Source organism: Mycobacterium colombiense (genome assembly GCF_001953985.1).
Classification (GTDB): Bacteria; Actinomycetota; Actinomycetes; order Mycobacteriales; family Mycobacteriaceae; genus Mycobacterium; species Mycobacterium colombiense_B.
The window spans coordinates 23,719-39,700 of the sequence record NZ_MBEI01000048.1; the positions used below are offsets into that span (position 1 = coordinate 23,719).

Below are 15,982 nucleotides of genomic sequence, written 5' to 3' on the forward strand. Positions count from 1 at the left end.
GGTCGGGCGGCGTGTAGCCCGGTTCAGACATCGAACACCACCGGTATGGCGGTCGCCCCGCGCTCGTACATTCCGACGAAGCGGGGCGGTTCGGCGTCGGGATCCAGCCGTAGGTTGGGCAGCCGGTCGAGCAGCGCCGAGATCGCGATGGTCATTTCGGCGCGGGCGACGTGCATGCCGAGGCAGATGTGTGAGCCCTGGCCGAAACCCAACGACGGCTTGAACTTTCGCTCGATGTCGTACTCGTCGGGACGGTCCCAGCGGGCGGGATCCCGGTTGGCCGCGCCCAGCGCGAGGTGCACGACGGACCCGGCGGGGATCGACACGCCGGCCAGTTCGGTGTCGGCCATCACCCAGCGGGAGAACATCGGATCGGTCGGCATCCACCGGATGGCCTCCTCGATCGCGGGCCGCAAGAGCTGGCGGTCGGCGCGCACCGCCTCGAGGAGATCGGGACGCTGCAGCAGCGTCGTCAGCGTCGTGCCCATCTGCTTCCAGGTGGTGCCCGAGCCCGCGCCGAGCAACAGCAGTACGAATGAATCGATTTCGCGATCGGTGAGCCGGTCCTTGGCACCGTCTTCGTCGATGAGCTCAGCTTGCACGAGGACGCTGATCAGGTCGTCGCGTGGCTCCTCGCGGCGGGCGGCGATGACTGGCTTGAGTAGGTCGACCACCTTCTGCGGATCCCGCGCCAGCGCCTCGCGGATATCAAGGGCCTGCTCGACGGGCACGCCGAAACTGCCGGTGATGGTCAGCACGGGGATGGCCGCGCAGAAGTCGACGTTGAGTTCGGCGCGCCCCTCGTGAACCAGCCCGTCGATCAGCAGGTCCACCGTCTCGGAGATCCAATTGTCGATCCACCACTTGCCATTCGCCGGCAGGAACGACGGCTGGACCAGCGCGCGATAGCGCCGGTGCTGCTCGCCGTTCATCGACAGCATGCTGTTGGTCAGGCCCAGTGGGCCGTTCTCGAGGTCGACGGGCTCCGGGGACGAGGCGAACACCTCCGGGTGGCGGTAGGCGATCATGCAGGAGTCGTAGTCGAACACCGTGAAATGCGGGCAGTCCGGATACGGCAGCCCGTGGAAGAACATCATGTCGGTGCTACCCGTCAGCTCGTGCAGGACGCCGGGCAGCACCGGACCCTCCTCGCGCAGCCGGTGCCACACCGGATACGGATCGTCCTCGTAAGCGCCACCGGCCCAAGCGTTGTAGGAGCTGCGCAGGTCGAACAGCTCGCGCAGTCGGTCGCGATCCAATGCGGGAGCGGTCATTTCGCCACGAACCCGCCGTCGACCGGCAGCGCCACCCCGGTGACGTTGCGCGACGCATCCGAGACCAGATACAGCGCGGCCTCGGCGCAGTCTTCCGCGGTGATGGCGCGCCCCAGCGGATGCTGCCCGCCGACCGATTCGGCGATCGCCGCCTGCTGATCCGCGTCGACCTTCAGCCCGCCGGCCGCCATGAAACCGGTCAACGGCATGGCCGCCGGGCAGATCGCGTTGACGCGAATCCCGAAGGGGGCCGCCTCGATTGCGACCGCTCGGGTGAGCTGAATGACCCCGCCCTTGGTCGCGCCGTAGACCGAACCACCCCAGCCCACCAGGCCGGCCACCGAGGCGGTGTTGAGGATAACCCCGCCCGGGCCCTGCTCCTTGAAGCGCAGCACCGCATACTTGCACCCGAGGAACACCCCGCCGAGGTTGACCGCGACCAAACGGTTGAAGTCTTCGAGTGTGTGGTCCTCGAAGATCATGCCGAGTCGCGGCGTCGGTATGCCGACGTTGTTGAACAGGATATCGAGCCGGCCGTACTGGTCGACCGCCGCCGCGATCATCGCCTGGACCTGTTGCTCGTCCGAGACGTCGCTCCCGATCGCGATGGCGGTGCCGCCGGCCGATTCGATCTGGCGCACAGTCTCTTTCGCGTGGTCGAGGTCGATGTCGGCGGCGACGACCCGCGCACCTTCCTCGGCGAACCGCAACGCCGACACCCGGCCCACCCCGGAACCGGCGCCGGTCACGATGGCGCTCTTGCCGGCGAGCACTCCGGGCATCAGGCGCTCGCCAGGACGGGGGGCCCGGCCGGTGTGAACCGGTAGAGCTTCTGGGCATTGCCGCGCAACAGCTTGTATTGCACGTTCTCCGGGAGATCCTTCATGGTGTTGCGGGCGACGCCGATGCAGTCGGGCCAGGTGGAGTCCGAGTGTGGATAGTCCGTCTCGCACATGATGTTGTCCTCGCCGATCTCGTCCAAACTCTTGACGGCGTGGCGGTCTTCGATGATGCAGCCGTAGATGTGGTTGCGGAACGTCTCGCGGATGTCGAGGGTGTCGAGGTCAATCGCGTTGCCCGCGCCGGCGTGCGAGTCGAACTTCGCGCCCCGCATCACCCAGTACCGCTGCTTGTCCAGCACCTGTTCGGCGCGCTCCAGGAAGTAGGGCATCCAGCCGACCTCACCCTCGGACAGCGCGATCTTCAGCTTCGGGTAGCGCTGGAACATGCCGCTGAACAACCAGGACAGCATCGTCCCGGAAGTGCGCGAGGCACCCCAGGTGAGGTTGGCCATGAACGGCGCGTCCGAACAGATCTTGGGCAGCGTCGACGAGGAGCCGACGTGCATGCTGGCCACCATCTCGAGTTCGTTGGCCGCCGCCATCACCGGTTCCCAGTAGCCTGCGGGGTCGTGAATGGTAGGCAGCCCCAACGGTTCCGGGTTCTCCGAGAACGCGAAGGACGTCACGCCCTTAGCCGCCATGCGCTCCATCTCCGTGGCGGCCAGTTTCGGGTCCCACATCGGGATCAGCATCAGCGGGATGTACCGGCCGGGCGCGGCGCCACACCATTCCTCGACGAGCCAGTCGTTGTAGTGCTGCAGACACTCGAAACCGAACTCGCGGTCGCTGGCCTCCATGAACAGCTGCCCGCAGAACCTTGTGATCGTCGGAAAGCACAGCGACGCAAGCACACCCGAGCGGTCCATGTCCTCGACGCGAGCCTTGGCGTCATAGCAGCCGGGCCGCATCTCGGAATACGACAGCGGCTCGGGGCTGAACTCCTCCTTGGACTTGCCCACGACGGCGCTCAGGCCCGAGTTCGGGTAGCGCTTGCCGTCGTAGACCCAGTTGTCCACGCCGTTGTCGTTCTTCTCCATGTGCGGGGCGCGGTCGCGGTCCTTGGCGGCCACCCGGTCGACCCACAGGTTCGGCGGCTCGAGGATGTGATCGTCGACCGAGATCAGCCAGTCCAGGTTGTATTTCTTGTCTCCGTTGGTTTCTGAGCTCATTTCAACTCCCCAATCGACATGTGCTTGACCTCCTGGAACTCGCGGATGCCGTCCGGTCCCCGTTCGCGGCCCAGACCGCTCTGCTTGTATCCGCCGCTCGGTGCGTAGGCGGAGAACACGGTGGTGTTGACGTTGACCGCGCCGGTGCGCAGCCGGCGCGCCACCTGCAGCGCGGCCGCCGCATCGGTCCCGTACACCTGCCCGGACAGGCCGTAGATGCTGTCGTTGGCGATGGCGACCGCGTCGTCGGTATCGCGGTAGCCGAGCACGCCGATGATCGGGCCGAAGATTTCTTCCTGCGCAGCCGGATTCGCGTTGCTGGGCAGGTCGAGCACGGTCGGTTCGAAGTAGTAGCCGCGGTCAAGATCCGCCGGGCGTCCGCCGCCGCAGAACACCTTGCCGCCGTGTTCTTCGGCCAGCTTCACGTACTGCTCGCATTTGTCGCGCTGGGCCGCGCTGATGACCGGGCCCATCATGGCCGTCTCGTCGCTGGGCGGACCCACCTTGATCGAGCCGTAGGCCGCGCTGACCGCGTTCAGCACTTCGTCTTTCTTATCTTGCGGCACAAGCATTCTGGTGGCGGCAACGCACGCCTGGCCGGCGGTGCTGAGGACCACGATCATCGCGCCGCCAGCGGCGCGGTGCACGGCGTCGGGCAGGTAGATCTGCGCGGATTTTCCGCCGAGTTCCAGCGACACCCGCTTGACGGTCGGGGCGGCCTGGGCGAGGATCTTGCGGCCGGCCAGCGTTGAGCCGGTGAACGACACCATGTCGATGCCCGGATCGCTGGTCAGCAGCTCGGCCCCGGCGATGCCCGACTCGACGACCACGCTCAGCACTCCCGGCGGCAGGCCGGCGGCGTCGGCGGCCGCGCCGAAAATCAAGGACGAGATCGGGGTCAGCGGGCTGGGCCGCAAAATCACTGAGTTGCCCGCCATCAACGCGGGAATCAGCTTCTGGAAGCCCATGATCAGCGCCGCGTTGTACGGCGTGATGGCGGTGACGACGCCGACGGGTTCGTGCCGCCGGACGCTCAGCGCGACCCGGCCACGCACCAGGTCGTCGACCGGGACCGGGCTAGCTTCCTCGTGCGACATCGACAGGTACAGGTCGATCGTCTGGCGCGCGATGGCCGCCCCGGCACCCAGCTGCGTCATCTCGGCGAAGCGCGCCGATTGGCCGGCCTCGGCGACGAGGGTGGGAACCAGCGTGGCGCGCTCGGACTCGATGTGGTCGATAAAGGCGTGCAGCACCCGCGCCCGCTCGCTGGGCGCGGCGTCGGCCCACACCCCATCGTCGAAGCTGCGGCGCGCCTCGGCGATCGCGCGCCGCACCTCGGGCAACGGAGTGGCGGTGATGTCGGCGACGTGACTCTCGTCGGCCGGATTTTCGACGCTGACCACGTCGTCGCCGGTGACCCAACGGCCCGCGACATACGTGCGTTGTTCCGCGACGATCGTCACGACAACTCCTAAATATCAGGTAACGGTAGAACCGTATTCTACTTTGACCAAAAGTTCAACTCTCAATTTTCGACCGGCCCAAGTGCTGAGCCGCCCGCCCATCGCTGCCCCTTCTCTCGAACACTCTGGCGCACAACGTATTTCTGCACCTTGCCGCTTGCGGTCCGGGGAAAGTCGGTCACCTCGTGCAGCCCCTCGGGCCACTTCTGCTTGGCCACCCCGGCACGCTCGAAGTGCTCGCGGACCTCGGCCATGGTCGGCATGCCATAGCCGGGCTTGAGGCGCAGCACGGCCGCCGCGTGCTCGCCGAGCCGCGCATCGGGCGCGGAAACCACGACCGCCTCGGCGACCGCCGGCATGGCGAGCAGGACTTCCTCGACTTCCAGGGCACTGATGTTCTCGCCGCCGCGGATGATGATGTCGGACTTGCGGTCGGTGATGGTCAGGTAGCCGTCGTCATCCATCACCCCGATGTCGCCGGTGTGATACCAGCCGTCCTCGTCGAAGGCGCGGGCGGTCAGCGCGGGATCGGTGTAGCCGACGAACAGATCCGGTCCGCGCGAGAGTATTTCGCCGTCGTCGGCCAACCGGACCTCGACGCCGGTGCGCGCCTTGCCGTCGGTGAAGAGCCGCTTGTCTTCCGGTGCGGTGTGCTGCGAACCGGTGATCGACGGGTGCTCGGAGCTGCCGTAGGAGCGGGTGACGACGATCCCGAGGTCGGCCAGGCGCCGGGTGACCACCGCCGGGACGGTGGATCCGCCCAGTCCGATGTGTTTGATGTAGCGCAGGTGATCCGGGGTGAAGCGAGGGTGGTCGAGCAGGCTGGTGACGAAGTACGGCGGTCCCCCGCCTAGTGCCACGCCGTCGGCGTCCATCAGGTCGATCGCCTTGTCGGGGTCCCAGACATCGGTGAGGTCGATCGGCGCGCCGTCGAGCACCGGCATCAGGAACGCGCCGAGCATGCCGATGAAATGCCCGACGGGCAGCGCGGTGAGCTGCCGCCCGAGCCCCTGCGGGTAATTCGCCAACAGCTGGCGCGTTTCGAATCCCAGTGTCTGATGGCTGTGGATCACGCCCTTGGGGTCGCTGGTGGTGCCCGACGTGAACGCGATCACCGCCGGGTTGGCGGGATCGGTCGCCACCGTGCCGTCCATCGGTTCGTCCTCGAGCAGCGCGTCGAAGCTCTCCCCCACCAGCGCGACGGTCGGTACGTCGGCACAGACCTCCGGCGCGAAGGTCATGCGCCCGAATCCCTCGGCGGTGATGAAGACCCGCGGCTTGACGCTCGACAGGATGTAGCGCAATTCCTTCGGCCCGTAGAAGTGGACGATCGGCACCACGACGACGGAAAGCAGCGCCGAGGCCCAGAAGGTGACCGCCGCTTCCACCCAGTTCGGCAGCTGGAAGGCGACCACGTCACCCGGGCCGACGCCCCGGGCGCGCAGCCCCGCCGCGAGCCGCCGGGCCATCAGCTCGACATCGCCGAACGTGCCGGTAAATGGCCGCACCGCGGAGTGCACGCGAAACGTGTTGTGCTGGTTGTCTTTGAGGCCGCGGGCCAGCAGATCCCCGAGGGTGTCCGGGGTCCACCAGCCCTGCTCCTCGTAGCGGCGCGCCAACTCGGGCGCGACGACACGGATACCGGTCACATTCCTCCTCCGGTGAGCTTCAGCCGTGGCCAGCGTAGAACGACACTCTCGTGCTGAACAGTATTGAAGTTCTGGTAATGCGGATGTATCGTTCTGCTCGCTACTAACGTGAGATTTGTATCACACCGCGGACCGGTTGGCTTGGATGACTATGGATCGGGACAGCGTGACGGGGGTCTGTAGTCGGCATGTGCGCACCACTTCGACTGTCGCACTGGCTGTTTGGTGCATCGACCCGACATCCCGCGGCGGCGAAGGGGCCTAGGTGACCAGACGAATCCAGGCCGTGCCGGCCGGACACCGAGCGCCCTCGCATCCCCTCGCCAATCGCCGCGCCACATCTCGCTCTGCCCGCCCGCTCGCGGGATTGGCGACCGTCATCGCCGCAGCCGCGGTCCTCGTCCTCGCGGTCACACAGTTCCGCGGCGGCTTCACCCAAACCGTTCCGGTGACGGTGGTCGCGGGCCGGGCGGGCTTGATGATGAACCCGGGCGCCAAGGTCAAGCTGCACGGTGCACCGGTGGGCAGCGTTGCCTACATTCAGGACCGACCCGATGGGCAGGCCGACATCCATCTGGCCCTCGATCCGTCCCGGCTGGAACTCATTCCCGCCAATGTCCTCGTCAACGTCGTGGCGACGACGGCGTTCGGCGCCAAGTTCATCCAGCTCATTCCCCCGGAAAGCCCGTCGCCGCAGCGCCTGCGCGCCGGTCAGGTGCTCGACGCCGGTCGCGTCACCGTCGAAATCAACTCGGTGTTCCAACAACTCACGTCGGTGCTGGCCAAGGTCGACCCCGCCAAACTCAACGAGACGCTGGGCGCCATGGCGACCGCACTCAACGGGCGCGGTGCGCGGCTGGGCCAGATGTTCAGCGACCTGAACGCCTTTCTCGGCAAGTTCGAGCCGAGCCTGCCGAACCTGAGTCACGACATCGACGCGATGGCCGACGTGTCCAGTGCCTACGCCGACGCGGCGCCGGACCTGATCACCGTCGCGGACCGCACCACGCGCATCAGCCAGACCCTGGTCGACGAACAGCAGAACCTCGACGCGCTTCTGATCAGTTCGATCGGCCTGGCCGACCTCGGCAACGACGTCCTGGGCGCCAATCGCGAAAAGCTGACCGAGGTAACGCATCTGCTCGTGCCGACGACCGATCTGACCAACGAGTACCACCAGGCGCTGACGTGTTCGCTGAAGGGAATGTTCCCGCTGGCCCTGCAGCCGCCCACACAGGTCCCGGGGCTCGAGGTGTTGGGTGGCATCACGCTGGGCGCCGAGCGTTACCGGTTCCCCAAGAACCTGCCCAAGGTCGCGGCGAAGGGCGGACCGCAGTGTGACCACGAATTGCCGCTTTCCTACAACACTTTCCCGCCCTTCGACGTCGCCGACATCGGCGCCAACCCATGGCAGTACGGACAGCAGGGGATCGTGCTGAACTCCGACGGGCTCAAGCAGTTTCTCTACGGCCCGCTGGATGGACCGCCGCGCAACACCGCACAGATCGGGCAACCGGGATGACCGGCACCGGCCGCATCATGGTGAAGTTCGGCATCTTCGCCACAGTGATGCTGATGCTGACGACCTTCCTCTTTTTCATTTTCGGCCAGTTCCGCAACGGCCCGACCCACCGGTACTCGGCAATCTTCGTCGACGCCTCGCAACTGAAGACCGGAGATTCGGTGCGAGTGGCCGGAATTCGGGTCGGCACGGTCAACGGCATTGCGCTGCAGCCGGACAACAAGGTGGTGGTGGACTTCGACGCCGACGACGACGTCGCGCTCACCACCGGCACCCGGGCGGCCGTGCGCTACCTCAACCTGGTGGGCGATCGCTACCTCGAACTCATCATCGGGCCCGGCTCCATGCGGGTGCTCCCGGCGGGGTCACAGATATCGATCGACCACACCATGCCCTCACTGGACCTCGACATGCTGCTGGGCGGGCTGAAACCCGTTATCCGAGGGCTGAATCCGCAGGACGTCAACGCGCTGGCCGGCGCGCTGCTGCAGATATTCCAGGGCCAAGGCCAGACTCTGCAATCGCTGCTGGCCAAAACGTCGTCGTTCTCCAATGACGTCGCCGAGAAGAACAAGTCCATCGAGACCCTGATCGACAACCTCAACACCGTGGTGCGGACCCTCGCCGATCAGGGCGGCCAGTTCTCCGGAGCGATCGAACGCCTGCAGCGCCTCGTCACCGACCTCGCGCACGACCGCGATCCGATCGGGGACGCCATCCAGGCGCTGGCCACCGGCACCGCCTCGGTAACCGATCTCCTCGGCGCCGCGCGCCCGCCGCTGGCCGGAACGGTCGACCAACTCAACCGCCTGGCTCCCCTGCTCGAGCAGGGCAAGGGACGCCTCGACGACGCACTGCAGCGGGCGCCCAACAACTTCCGCAAGCTCGCCCGCACCGGCGCCTACGGCAGCTTCGTCAACTACTACATCTGTGGGCTGACATTCCGCGTCACAGATCTGCAAGGCCGCACGGCGGTCTACCCATGGTTCAAGCAAACAGAGGGAAGGTGCGCGGAGCCCTGATGCTGAAATATCGTGGCGCACATCTCATTCGGCCGGGCTTCATAGGCACTGTGCTGATCCTGCTGGTCGTCGCCGTCGGGTTGGCACCCGACCGGCTGATCTCCTGGGCCACGACCCTCCGTTACCACGCGTTGTTCGCCGAGGCCGGAGGGCTCTTGCCCGGAAACAAGGTTCTGGTCTCGGGGGTCAACGTCGGCACGGTTTCCGGGGTTTCGCTGGACGACGACGGCAATGCCGTGGTCGATTTCGGGGTCAACGGCAAGGTGCGACTGGGAGCGCAGACCACCGCGCATATCCGCACCGGATCGCTGCTGGGCGCGCGAGTGCTGACCCTGGAATCGGCCGGCACCGGCCTGTTACGTCCGTCGGATGTCATACCGCTGTCCCGGACGTCGTCGCCGTACTCGCTGACCGAGGCCGTCTCGGAGGCGACCACAAATCTAGCGGCCACCAGCACCGACACGCTGAATCAATCGCTGGACGCATTATCGGCGACGATCGACCAGATCGCCCCGCAGCTGGGCGCGACGTTCGACGGGCTGACCCGACTGTCGCGGGCGATCAACAATCGCGGCGAAACCCTGGACGCGCTGCTTAAGAGCGCCAGCGATGTCACCGGCATCCTATCGGAGCACAGCCAGGGGGTGAACTCGCTAATCCTCGACGGCAACGTGCTGCTCGAGACGTTGGTGCGGCGACGCGATGCGATCAGTGAGCTGCTGGCCAACGTTTCCGCGGTCTCCAAGGAGCTGACCGGGCTGGTCGCCGACAACGAGGCCAAGCTCGGCCCGACGCTGGACCGGTTGAATTCCGTTGCGGCCATGCTGGAGAAGAACCGCGACAACCTGTCCAAGGCGCTGCCCGGTCTGAAGAAGTTCGAGATCACCTCGGGCGAGGCGGTGTCCAACGGCTTCTATTACAACGCTTTCGTTCCCAATCTTGCGATCCCCGAGTTTATTCAACCATTCTTCGATTACTACTTCGGGTTCCGCCGCAACGACCCGAACATGCCGCGGGCGCTGTTCCCCTGGCCGCACAACGGCATTCCGGGCGGTTCGCGATGATCGCGCGCAGGCGGCTGCTGGTGGCCGCGCTGTTGATGGGCCTGCTCGTGGGTGCGAGCGGATTCTTGGTGCGCCAGACGTTCTTCCGTCCGCTGACCATCACCGCCTACTTCCCGTCGGCAACCGGGATCTACGCCGGCGACGAAATCCGCGTGTCGGGCGTCAAGGTCGGCACCGTGGCCTCCGTGCAACCGCAGCCCAGCCGGGTCAAGCTGATCCTGCACGTCGATCGCCACGTGGCGATCCCCGTCGACGCCAAGGCAATCATCGTCGCGCAGAACCTGGTGTCCGCCCGCTACGTCCAGCTCACCCCCGCCTATCACCGGGGCGGTGGCCCCAAGATGTCCGAAGGGGCCGTCATCGACACCGACCGCACCGCGATACCCGTCGAATGGGACCAGGTCACCGAGCAATTAACCAGGCTCGCAACGGACTTGGGCCCGGCCAGCGACGTGTCGTCGACGTCGGCCAGTCGGTTCATCACGACCGCCGCCAACGCCCTGGACGGCAACGGCGAGAAGCTGCGCGAGACGCTAAATCAGCTCTCCGGAATGAGCCGCATCCTGGCCAACGGTAGCGGCAACATCGTCGACGTCATCAAGAACCTGCAGAAGTTCGTCACCACCCTGCGCGACAGCAACCAACAGATCGTGCAATTCCAGAACCGGCTGACGACGCTGAGCAGCGTGCTCGACGACAGCCGCTCGGATCTGGATGCGGCGCTGACGAATCTGTCGGTGGCCGTCGGCGAGGTGCAGCGCTTCGTCGCCGGAACCCGGGACAAGACCGCCGAGCAGATCCAGCGGCTGACCGACGTCACCCAGGTTCTGGTCGATCACCGGATGGATGTGGAAAACATCCTGCACGCCGCGCCCACCGCATTCTCCAACGGCTACAACATCTACAACCCCAACACCCCCGGGGCCATGGGCAGCTTCATCATCAACAACCTCTCCAACCCAGTACATTTTTTCTGCGACGCCATCGGGGCCGTCGCGAACGTCACCGCGGCCGAAACGGGCAAGCTGTGCGCGGAGTACGCCGGCCCGGGCCTGCGCACCGCGAACCTCAACTACCTGCCGATCCCGACGAACATCATCCTGCAGCAGATCGCCACTCCCGGAAAGATCATCTACGCCGAACCGCGCCTGGCACCCGGCGCCGAAGGGCCTGCGCCGACACCGCCCGACGTCCCGCCCGCGGTGTCCGCCTACACCGGCATCAACGGTGACTCGACACCGCACAGCGTGCAGGACCTGCTGCTGCCCGACGATCGCAGGCCGGCGCCGGGCGATCAGCCACCGCCGCCGGGCCCAGGGACACCGCCGTGATCACGCGGTTCGGGCTTTGTATAGTGGCGTGCGCCTTGGCCGTTGGCGGCTGCTCTTTTCAGGGCGTGAACTCGTTGCCGCTGCCGGGTGCGGTCGGACGTGGACCACACGCCAGCATTTATCACATCGAGATCGCCAATATCGGCACGCTGGAATCGAATTCACCGGTGATGATGGCCGACGTCATCGTGGGCAGCGTCGGCAAGATGCGGGTCAACCACGATCACGCCGACGTCGAGGTCTCAGTCAAACCCGATGTGGTGGTGCCCGGGAACGCGGTGGCCGCCGTCGGGCAGACCAGCCTGCTGGGTTCGATGCACGTGGAGCTCAATCCCCCGCTCGGCCAGCCTCCGCGGGGACGGCTGCAGCCCGGGGCCACCATTCCACTGGACAGGTCGTCGTCGTATCCCTCTACCGAACAGACATTGTCAGCGCTGTCAGCGGTGCTCAATTCCGGTGGCCTGGGCCAGATCGGCGACATCGTGCACAACTTCAGCGCGGCGATGTCCGGCCACGAGACCGACGTGCGCCAATTGTTGACGCGCCTCGACGAGTTCGTCGGCGTCCTGGATCAACAGCGCGACCGGATCATTGCGTCGATCGACTCGCTGAACCGGCTCGCCGGCACGTTCGCCTCCCAGCGTGAGGTGATCACCCAAGCGCTGCGCAAGATTCCGCCCGCGCTCGACGTGCTGATCCGCGAACGCCCGCGCATCACCGCGGCCCTGGACAAACTGCGCGTGTTCAGCAACACCGCGACCCACTTGGTCAACGAGACCCAGGCCGACCTGGTGAAGAACCTGCAGAACCTGGAGCCGACGATCCAGGCGCTGGCCGACGTGGGTCCCGATCTCAGCACCGTTCTGGGGTACGTGCCGACCTTCCCGTTCACGCAGAACTTCATCGACCGCGCGGTGCGGGGCGACTACTTCAACGTCTTCGCCGTCATCGACATGACCATTCCCCGGCTGAAGAGGACGCTGCTCGCCGGCACCCGCTGGGGCGATCCGGACGCACCGCTGGTGCCCGCCCCGGGTGATCCCTGGTTCTCGAACTACACCTATGACCCGCTCGGATTCGGCGTTGCACCGCCTTTGGCGGCGCCGCCTGGCGCACCTCCCTCGGCGGGCACGCCTCCTTCTGCGCCCGCCGTGGTGGCTCCCGACATGAGTGCCATTGCGCCCGTGGACCAACCGTCGCGAGGCGGTGGTTGATGCTGACGCGCTTCGTGCGGATTCAGCTGACCATCTTCGCGCTCGCGTCGGTGGTCGCGATGGCGTTCATGTTCTTCCAGTACATGCAGGTGCCGACGTTGCTCGGGATCGGCAAGCTCACCGTCACCTTGGAGCTGCCGGATACCGGCGGGCTGTACCGCTTCAGCAACGTCACCTACCGCGGAGTGCAGATCGGCAAGGTGACCGCGGTCGGACCGACGGCGACTGGCGCGAAAGCCACACTGCAGCTTGATACTTCGCCGAAGATCCCTGCCGACGTGCACGCGGCGGTGCGCAGCATGTCGGCGGTCGGCGAGCAATACGTGGATCTGGCACCGCGCTCGGAATTGGGACCTTACCTGCGCGACGGGTCGGTGATCGCCGCGCGCGACACCAGCATTCCACCGCCGGTGGGGCCGATGCTGGACAAGCTCAGCGCGTTGGTCAAGAGCATCCCCAAAGACAAGCTGGCGCAGCTGCTCGACGAGTCGTTCTCCGCGTTCAACGGTGCGGGTTATGACCTGGAGTGGCTACTCGACTCGTCAAGCAAGCTGTCGCACGATGCGTCAGGGCTTGTCGACCACACCCGTGCGCTGGTCGACGACGGTAAACCCTTCCTAGACGCGCAGGCCCAGACCGCCGATAAGACGCGACGCTGGGCACACAACCTGGCCGGCTTCACCGACCAGATGGTGACCGACGATGCACAGTTCCGCAAGCTCCTGCACACCGGACCTGGCTTCGAGCAAGAGGTTTCGCGGCTTTTGGACCAGTTGAAGGCGACCCTGCCGGTTTTCCTGGCGAACCTGACCACCATCGGCCAGATCGGCGTGACCTACCACCCCTCGCTCGAACAAATCCTGGTGCTGCTCCCCCCGTCCGTCGCGGCCTACGGCTCCTACGGCGCCACCAACAACCCGACCGGTCTGGCGATGGGTGGGTTCACGCTGACCATTGCCGACCCGCCGGCGTGCACGGTGGGGTTCCTACCGCCGTCGCAGTGGCGCTCGCCGGCCGACACGAGTGAGACCGACACCCCCGATAATCTGTATTGCAAGCTGCCGCAAGACTCACCGATCAGCGTCCGCGGCGCGAGAAACTATCCCTGCATGAACAAGCCCGGAAAGCGCGCTCCCACAGCCGAAATCTGCAACAGCGATAAGGAGTACGTGCCTTTGGCCGAGAGGCAGCACGCGCTGGGGCCGTATCCGCTCGACCCGAACCTTCTCTCGCAGGGGCTGCCGCCCGATGACCGGGCTGGCATCGAAAACAGGACTTTTGGTCCGGTTGACGGGACGCCGTTGCCGCCGGGAGCGGCGCCGGGCGGAACACCGCCAGGGCCGCCGGCGCCGGGCTCGCTCAACCAGCCGCCGACAGCGCCAAGTGCATTCAATTCCAACAGCTCTGCCGTCTCGCCTTCAGTTGCGGTGCTGCACTACGACCCGCGGAATGGGCGGTACGTCGCTCCCGACGGTCAGCTGTACCGGCAGTCGGATCTAGTGCGCCTGCCCAAGCCGAAGACGTGGAAGGACATGCTGTTCACCGCAAGTTGATGCGCTATCGCGTCGCCGACGGTCACTTGGTCACGATTGCCGAGTTGTAGTTAGGGGCCCACGCTCGCTCGAAGACAGAGATGGGAACCCGCTCGTCGCGGCCAGTGCTGATGCCACTGTCGTTGAGGTGCACCACACCGGCCTTGCTGTCGATGCCGGTGACAACCACGAAGTGGTTTGCGGAGTTTCGCTTCCCGGGCCGGTTCCAAATTGTTTCGGCATTGAGTATCGCGATGATCTTATGGTTTTGCGCCAGCTTGCGCGCCAAGGCGTCGGTGTGGGTCTGAATGTTCTCGGCTCTGATCCAGTAGTGCCACAGCAGTTTCGGCAGGTCGGCGATGTCGGTGGTGCCCATTGGCTTCCAGATCGGCCCGTGACCCTTTGCGCTCGGTGTGGTTTCGGCCAAAGCAATCATCTGCTGCTCGGTAGGTTCGCGTCCCGTGATCTGGCCGACCACATCGGCCACCGCCATCTCCCCGCAGTCGGAACCGTGTTGCTCACGCCAGTAGGGCGCGGCGGCGACGGGATCGCCATACATTCCCAACTCATGGTCGGCGTCGGGGACGGGTGCGCCGGGATTGGCATGAACCCCAGCGGCCAATATCACCGACAACCCTGCGGCGGTAGCGCACAACAGAACGACACGGTAAACCGTTCGTGCGGCGGTGCCCCGCGCCCGCAAGGTGCTCGTCATAGGCGCCCGTTCCCGAGCCGCCGCGGCGGCGTGTAGATGTGACGAGAAAAGGCTCAGGTATGGGCCTGAACGAATATTTAACAGAAACCTGGCGAAAATGCGGCAGCGACGCGCGGGTAGTTATCGCCATGAGATCAGGCTGTAAGTTATAACGGCCAAACCGCGTGGCGCACGTCCTGTACCCAGCGACCAGTGCCAGCTCAGACGGCCTGCGGCGCATCAGCTTCCGGCTCGGAAGTCGCGCTGAGTTGCTGCACAAGATCGGCGGCGATAGCACGCAGCGGGACGTTCATCTCCTGGCTTTTCCGGCGAAGCAAGTCGAAGGCCTGGTCGGCGTCGATCTGGTGGATGGCCATCAGCATGCCTTTGGCCTGTTCGATGGGGGCGCGGGTTTGCAGCGCCCGCTGGATGGAGTCGGCCACATCGCGGGCAGACCGGAAGCGGGAAAAGTCGCCGATCGCGCGGGACACTGCCGTGGTGAGCATGCCGAGGATCTCGGCGTCGAAGTTGTCGAATGCCGACCGCGAACGCCCATAGAGATTCAGCGATCCCAGCGTCTGGTCGTCGGTGAAGAGAGGCGCCGCCAGGAAGCTGAGAATTCCTTCGTCGCGAGCCGCAGCGGCGAAGCGCGGCCAGTTCGCTGCGGCGTCATCGGAGTCGACAAGCACGATGGTGCGGGTCCGGGAGGCGTCGAGGCATGGTCCCTGATCGGCGTCGTATTGCTCGGTATCGACACGCAGAGTGCGTTGGTCGGTGTGGACCGCGGTATAGACGCGGCCGCCCAGGTCGATGGTCACTCCCGTGCTGTCGGCGCCGTCGACGGCGTCGTGCGCGATCTCGCAGACATGCTGCAGCAGCGTCAGCAGGTCGTCCTCGTCGGCGATGCTGCGACTGGCGCTGACCAGCATCTGACCCAGCATCGTCGGCGTGATCCTGCTGTCGCCGGTGGCCTGGATGACCAGGTCGGCGACCTGCTCGCTGTCCTGCGCCGACGCAGCGGCCGGAAGAGAGTCGTCGGTGCGCCGATCAGGGGAAACCATCAGCACAGTGTGACACGAATTGCCGTCGGACACGCCCTGCTGAGCAGGCATTCAAGCTCGGCGTGATGGCATTCGCACAGGTCACGAACGATCGGTTCCTCGGGCGACGCCGCTGACATCGCCGACGCCGGTTTCGACTGACCTA

13 protein-coding genes are annotated in these 15,982 nt (G+C 65.8%); 6 read left to right on the top strand and 7 right to left on the bottom strand.

Going from position 1 to position 15,982, the window contains the following annotated elements:
- Positions 1 to 23: 23 nt before the first annotated feature.
- The 5 genes from A5732_RS11460 to A5732_RS11480 form a co-directional block, all read right to left on the bottom strand.
- Positions 24 to 1,274 carry a cytochrome P450 gene (locus A5732_RS11460; RefSeq protein WP_076102244.1) on the bottom strand — a complete coding sequence of 417 codons (1,251 nt, stop codon included), beginning with the start codon at positions 1,272 to 1,274 and terminating at the stop codon, positions 24 to 26.
- Positions 1,271 to 2,056, bottom strand: coding sequence for an SDR family NAD(P)-dependent oxidoreductase (locus A5732_RS11465; RefSeq protein ID WP_076052758.1), 786 nt, complete (start codon positions 2,054 to 2,056; stop codon positions 1,271 to 1,273). Before A5732_RS11465 ends, A5732_RS11460 begins: the two co-directional genes overlap by 4 nt.
- On the bottom strand, positions 2,056 to 3,285 hold the full coding sequence (locus tag A5732_RS11470) for an amidohydrolase family protein (RefSeq protein WP_076102245.1): 1,230 nt from the start codon (positions 3,283 to 3,285) through the stop codon (positions 2,056 to 2,058). The genes A5732_RS11465 and A5732_RS11470 overlap by 1 nt, the downstream gene beginning before the upstream one ends.
- Positions 3,282 to 4,748, bottom strand: coding sequence for an aldehyde dehydrogenase family protein (locus tag A5732_RS11475; protein ID WP_076102246.1), 1,467 nt, complete (start codon positions 4,746 to 4,748; stop codon positions 3,282 to 3,284). The genes A5732_RS11470 and A5732_RS11475 overlap by 4 nt, the downstream gene beginning before the upstream one ends.
- A gap of 62 nt (positions 4,749 to 4,810) precedes the next feature.
- Complete coding sequence (locus A5732_RS11480) at positions 4,811 to 6,397, bottom strand: AMP-binding protein (RefSeq protein WP_076102247.1); 1,587 nt, start codon at positions 6,395 to 6,397, stop codon at positions 4,811 to 4,813.
- A gap of 265 nt (positions 6,398 to 6,662) precedes the next feature.
- Between A5732_RS11480 and A5732_RS11485 the strand changes: the two genes are divergently transcribed.
- Genes A5732_RS11485 through A5732_RS11510 form a run of 6 tightly spaced genes read left to right on the top strand, consistent with a single transcriptional unit; the run spans position 6,663 to position 14,103 of the window.
- The gene (locus A5732_RS11485) at positions 6,663 to 7,919 is read left to right on the top strand and encodes an MCE family protein (protein WP_081396026.1); all 1,257 of its coding nucleotides are present in this window, start codon (positions 6,663 to 6,665) and stop codon (positions 7,917 to 7,919) included.
- Positions 7,916 to 8,941 (top strand): MCE family protein, encoded by a 1,026-nt coding sequence (locus tag A5732_RS11490; protein ID WP_076102248.1) that lies wholly within the window; start codon positions 7,916 to 7,918, stop codon positions 8,939 to 8,941. Before A5732_RS11485 ends, A5732_RS11490 begins: the two co-directional genes overlap by 4 nt.
- Positions 8,926 to 10,005 carry an MCE family protein gene (locus tag A5732_RS11495; protein WP_142256590.1) on the top strand — a complete coding sequence of 360 codons (1,080 nt, stop codon included), beginning with the start codon at positions 8,926 to 8,928 and terminating at the stop codon, positions 10,003 to 10,005. Before A5732_RS11490 ends, A5732_RS11495 begins: the two co-directional genes overlap by 16 nt.
- Entirely contained in the window at positions 10,002 to 11,336 is a 1,335-nt protein-coding gene (locus A5732_RS11500; protein WP_076102249.1) for an MCE family protein, read from the top strand. Before A5732_RS11495 ends, A5732_RS11500 begins: the two co-directional genes overlap by 4 nt.
- On the top strand, positions 11,336 to 12,550 hold the full coding sequence (locus A5732_RS11505) for an MCE family protein (RefSeq protein WP_076052790.1): 1,215 nt from the start codon (positions 11,336 to 11,338) through the stop codon (positions 12,548 to 12,550). Before A5732_RS11500 ends, A5732_RS11505 begins: the two co-directional genes overlap by 1 nt.
- A complete protein-coding gene (locus A5732_RS11510) occupies positions 12,550 to 14,103 on the top strand; it encodes an MCE family protein (RefSeq protein ID WP_076102250.1) in 1,554 nt (517 codons plus the stop codon). The genes A5732_RS11505 and A5732_RS11510 overlap by 1 nt, the downstream gene beginning before the upstream one ends.
- Positions 14,104 to 14,125: 22 nt before the next feature.
- Here A5732_RS11510 and A5732_RS11515 read toward each other — a convergent pair whose 3' ends face one another.
- Positions 14,126 to 14,797 (bottom strand): C39 family peptidase, encoded by a 672-nt coding sequence (locus tag A5732_RS11515; protein ID WP_142254549.1) that lies wholly within the window; start codon positions 14,795 to 14,797, stop codon positions 14,126 to 14,128.
- 200 nt (positions 14,798 to 14,997) lie between these two features.
- On the bottom strand, positions 14,998 to 15,837 hold the full coding sequence (locus A5732_RS11520) for a GAF and ANTAR domain-containing protein (RefSeq protein ID WP_076102271.1): 840 nt from the start codon (positions 15,835 to 15,837) through the stop codon (positions 14,998 to 15,000).
- Between the last annotated feature and the right edge of the window lie 145 nt (positions 15,838 to 15,982).

What these genes read in the sequence shown, in the direction of transcription:
- A5732_RS11510 (WP_076102250.1), top strand. Translation starts at nt 12,550, where the DNA reads ATGCTGACGCGCTTCGTGCGGATTCAGCTGACCATCTTCGCGCTCGCG.
- A5732_RS11520 (WP_076102271.1), bottom strand. Translation starts at nt 15,837, where the DNA reads ATGGTTTCCCCTGATCGGCGCACCGACGACTCTCTTCCGGCCGCTGCG.
- A5732_RS11465 (WP_076052758.1), bottom strand. Translation starts at nt 2,056, where the DNA reads ATGCCCGGAGTGCTCGCCGGCAAGAGCGCCATCGTGACCGGCGCCGGT.
- A5732_RS11515 (WP_142254549.1), bottom strand. Translation starts at nt 14,797, where the DNA reads ATGACGAGCACCTTGCGGGCGCGGGGCACCGCCGCACGAACGGTTTAC.
- A5732_RS11500 (WP_076102249.1), top strand. Translation starts at nt 10,002, where the DNA reads ATGATCGCGCGCAGGCGGCTGCTGGTGGCCGCGCTGTTGATGGGCCTG.
- A5732_RS11470 (WP_076102245.1), bottom strand. Translation starts at nt 3,285, where the DNA reads ATGAGCTCAGAAACCAACGGAGACAAGAAATACAACCTGGACTGGCTG.
- A5732_RS11490 (WP_076102248.1), top strand. Translation starts at nt 7,916, where the DNA reads ATGACCGGCACCGGCCGCATCATGGTGAAGTTCGGCATCTTCGCCACA.
- A5732_RS11460 (WP_076102244.1), bottom strand. Translation starts at nt 1,274, where the DNA reads ATGACCGCTCCCGCATTGGATCGCGACCGACTGCGCGAGCTGTTCGAC.